The 3,792-nt window shown below is 71.0% G+C and carries 4 protein-coding genes; all 4 read left to right on the top strand.

Features of this window, described 5'->3' with window-relative positions:
- Positions 1-333 precede the first annotated feature (333 nt).
- The 4 genes from AB0M88_RS52955 to AB0M88_RS52940 are packed head-to-tail and all read left to right on the top strand — an operon-like array spanning position 334 to position 3,536.
- Positions 334-1,314: an NAD(P)/FAD-dependent oxidoreductase gene (locus tag AB0M88_RS52955; protein WP_364116187.1), complete on the top strand. Its 981-nt coding sequence runs from the start codon at positions 334-336 to the stop codon at positions 1,312-1,314.
- Between the two features lie 18 nt (positions 1,315-1,332).
- The gene (fdxA, locus tag AB0M88_RS52950) at positions 1,333-1,662 is read left to right on the top strand and encodes a ferredoxin (protein ID WP_364116184.1); all 330 of its coding nucleotides are present in this window, start codon (positions 1,333-1,335) and stop codon (positions 1,660-1,662) included.
- A 36-nt stretch (positions 1,663-1,698) separates the two neighbouring features.
- Positions 1,699-2,958, top strand: a complete 1,260-nt coding sequence (locus AB0M88_RS52945) for an MFS transporter (protein ID WP_364116181.1) — start codon at positions 1,699-1,701, stop codon at positions 2,956-2,958.
- A 14-nt stretch (positions 2,959-2,972) separates the two neighbouring features.
- On the top strand, positions 2,973-3,536 hold the full coding sequence (locus tag AB0M88_RS52940; protein WP_364116178.1) for a CPBP family intramembrane glutamic endopeptidase: 564 nt from the start codon (positions 2,973-2,975) through the stop codon (positions 3,534-3,536).
- Positions 3,537-3,792 lie beyond the last annotated feature (256 nt).

Genomic DNA, 3,792 nt, shown 5'->3' with positions numbered 1-3,792 from the left:
GGGGGGGCCGGGCCCCCGCCCCCCCCCAAACCCCCGTCATCACGCGTCCCCGGGCGCCCCCGCTCTCCCCGCGCGGCGGCCTTTTCTGTACGCGGATGGACCGCGCTTGCCCCGCCGGCGCCGTTGCTCGGCGCGCGGCCCCGCCGTGCCCCGGCGCGCGGCCGCGCGGGTGTCCCGGCGCGCGGGTGGGCCGTGCTTCGCGCCTGGGTAAGCCGAGCTTCGCGCGCGGGCGGGCCGTGCTCCGCGCCACTTTCATGACCGTCTCGGTCTCCGCCGCCTTGCACCGCGCGCCTTCCTCTGGTCAAATGGTTAGACCATTACGAGGAGGTGCCGATGAGTGGTGACGAGGTCGACCTGGTCGTGGTCGGCGCGGGGCCGGTCGGGCTCTACGCCGCCTACTACGCCGGGTTCCGCGGCATGAGAACCGCCGTGGTCGACTCGCTGCCCGAGCCCGGTGGCCAGGTCGCCGCGCTCTACCCGGAAAAGCTCATCCACGACGTGGCCGGCCTGCCCGGCGTCCGCGGGCGGGAACTGGTGAGCTCGCTGGTCCAGCAGGCCCAGACGTATTCGCCCCGGTGGCTGCTCGGCGAGTCGGCCGACGAGATCACCCGGCTCGACGACGGCCGGATCCACCTGCGCATGAGGAGCGGCACGTCGCTCGTCACCCGTTCGATCGTGCTGGCCGCCGGCATCGGCACCTTCAAGCCGCGCCCCCTGCCCGTCGGGGCAGAGTTCCTCGGCCGCGGCGTCGACTACTTCGTCACCGATCCGTCGTCCTTCGCCGGACACGACGTGCTCGTCGTGGGCGGCGGCGACAGCGCGGTCGACTGGGCCCTGACCCTGCAGCCCATCGCCAAGTCGGTCACCCTGATCCACCGCCGGGACCGGTTCACCGCCCACGAGGCGTCGGTGGCCGAGCTCCACGGCTCGGACGCGCTCGTCCGTACGCCCTTCGTGGTGCACGCCCTCTCCGGCGACCAGTCCGTGGACCGCGCGATCCTGCGCGACACCGCCTCCGGCGAGCTCCACGAGATCGACTGCACCCGGGTCGTCGCCGCGCTCGGCTTCACCGCCGACCTCGGCCCGCTGACCCGCTGGGGCCTGCGGATCGTCGACCGGCACATCGTCGTCGACTCGACGATGGCGACCGGCGTCCCGGGCGTCTACGCGGCCGGCGACGTCACCGAATACCCGGGCAAGGTCCGGCTCATCTCGGTCGGCTTCGGCGAGGCCGCGCTCGCGGTCAACAACGCGTACGTGGCCGGTGATCCGTCGGCCTCGCTCTTCCCCGGTCACTCGACCGCGACCGTCTAGTTCGCTTTAGGAGTAGTCATGCCCTTCTTCGTCACCGGCGCGTGCCTCGACGTGCTCGACAAGTCGTGCATCGAGGAGTGCCCCGTCGACTGCATCTACGAGGGCGGCCGCAAGATGTACATCAACCCGCGGGAGTGCATCGACTGCGGCGCCTGCGAGGCGGTCTGCCCGGTCACCGCGATCTCGTCCGACCTTCCGCTGGCCGAGTCCGACCGGCCGTGGCGGGACGACAACGTGGCCTTCTTCGAGACCGTGCTGCCGGGCCGGTCCGAGCCGCTGGGTTCGCCCGGGGGCGCGAGTGACCTGGGCCGCATCGACGCGGACGCCCCGCTCGCCGCCTCCTCATAAAGGTATGATGTTTTTACTCTAGGAGGGGAGCTGTGCATGGCGGACCGGTCGGCTTCCTTCGGCCGGCACATGTTCAGCTCCCTCGCGATCCCGAACTACCGGTGGTTCTTCTTCGGCCAGCTCGCCTCGGTCATGGGCAACTGGATGCAGACGGTCGCCCAGTCGTTCCTGGTTCTGCAGCTCACCGGCTCGGGCACCGAGCTCGGCCTGACCGTCGCCGCGCGGTTCGTCCCGATCTTCCTGCTCGGCCCGTGGGGCGGCGTGGTCGCCGACCGTCTCGACCGCCGCAAGCTGATGGTGGCCACCCAGGTCTCCTCGGCCGTCCTGGCCGGCATCTTCGCGCTGCTGATCGGCACCGGCTCGATCCGCCTGTGGATGGTCTATCTGCTGGCGCTCGCCTTCGGTCTGGTCAACGTCTTCGACAACCCGGCCCGCCAGTCGATGATCTCCGACCTGGTCGACCGCTCCCACCTGTCCAACGCCGTGCTGCTCAACTCGATCACCATCAACGCGGCCCGCATCCTCGGCGCGGCGGCGGGCGGCGTGATCGCGGCCGGGGTGGGTCTGGCGCTGTGTTTCGCGCTCAACGGTCTGTCCTTCCTGATCGTCGTATTGACGCTTCTTCTGATGGACAAATCGAAGATCGCCAAGCCGCCGCGGGCCGCACGCGCGCCGAGGCAGGTCCGGGACGGCTTCCGCTACGTCGCCCGCACCCCGGAACTTCTGTTCCCCCTGCTGATGGTCGCGATCGTCGGCATGCTCGCGTGGGAGTTCCAGGTCAGCCTCCCGCTGCTGGCCAGCACCGTCTTCCACGGCGGCGCCGCCACCTACGGCGCGATGACCTCGGTGATGGGCGCCGGGGCGGTCGCCGGCGGCCTGGTCTCGGCGTCCCGCAAACACATCGGCACCCGCGCGCTGGCCCTGTCCGCGATCGGGTGGGGGCTGGCGATCACCGTCGCGGCTCTCGCCCCGACGCTCCCGATCGAGTACGTCGTCCTGCTGTTCGTCGGCTACGGCAGCATCACGTTCAACTCGTACGGGAAAATCGCCCTGCAGATGACGTCCCGCCCCGAGATGCGCGGCCGGGTGATGGCGTTGTGGGCGCTGGCCTGGGTCGGCTCGACCCCGATCGGCGGCCCGGTGGTCGGCTGGGTCGGCCAGAACCTCGGCGCCCGCTGGAGCCTCCTCGTCGGCGGCATCCCCACCCTGGCGATCGGCCTGGCCCTCTACCCGATGCTCTCCCGCCTCGACCGCCCGGCCGACCTGTCGGTACCTTCGTCGAGTGCCGTGGGTTAGGGCCGCGGCCCCACATGACCGGACGTAAGCGGTTCCCGGTCCTGCTCGCGGCCGGGGCTGACGCTGGGCTGGCACGCCGTACTCTTCGCCCTCGCCGCCGCGGTCGGCGGCTGTGCCTGCCGCCGCCGGCCGTCACCGCGACCTATGCCCTGCCCGGCCTGACCGGCACCCCGGGCGCCGTCGTCACGATGGTCGCCGAGGAGTCTTTGAGCCGCGGCGTCAACCAGTACGTGCTGTCCCGTCTCGGGGTGGTCCGGGCGACCATCTGGGTGGCGGTGCGGTTCGGCCTCGGTCATCTGGTGAGCGGTCTGTGGTTCGACCGTCCCGGGGACGACACTCTCGCTCAGGTCGTCAGCACCACGGCGTACGGCTTCGGGCTGGCGGCGATGCGCTGGCGCCTGGCCACCGTCTGGCCCTTGGCCGGGCTTCACACGGCCGACAACTTCGCTCAGCTCCGCAGCCCGGGTGCCGCTCCGCTCTGGTGGCAGGCCGCCATCGCGGTGCTGTTCGTCGCCTACCGCGGGTGGCTGCTCAGGTCGGCCGGCCTCGGCGAGCGGCCGGCCGTCGACGGAAGCTGATCCGGGCCGGCATCGGCGATGCTGTCGGGCCGGCGTGGGCGCGATGCTTTCGGGCCGGCGTGGGTGCGACGCTTTCGGGGCGGCGTGGGTGCGACGCTTCGGGCCGGCCTGGGCGCGATGGTCTCACTGGGCGTTTAGTTCAAGTTCAAGAGGAGGTGTGCCGATACGTCGTCACGTTGTTCAAGGTAATGCGTGCCCGGGAAGCCCGTCTACAACCGAGAAGTCCGTCTCTGGTGGTGCCGCTACGACCATGTTT

It is taken from the genome of Actinoplanes sp. NPDC051411, from assembly GCF_040682075.1.
Lineage (GTDB): Bacteria > Actinomycetota > Actinomycetes > Mycobacteriales > Micromonosporaceae > Actinoplanes.
Note: the sequence above shows the minus strand (reverse complement) of the source record. Positions and strands in the feature narration are given on the sequence as shown.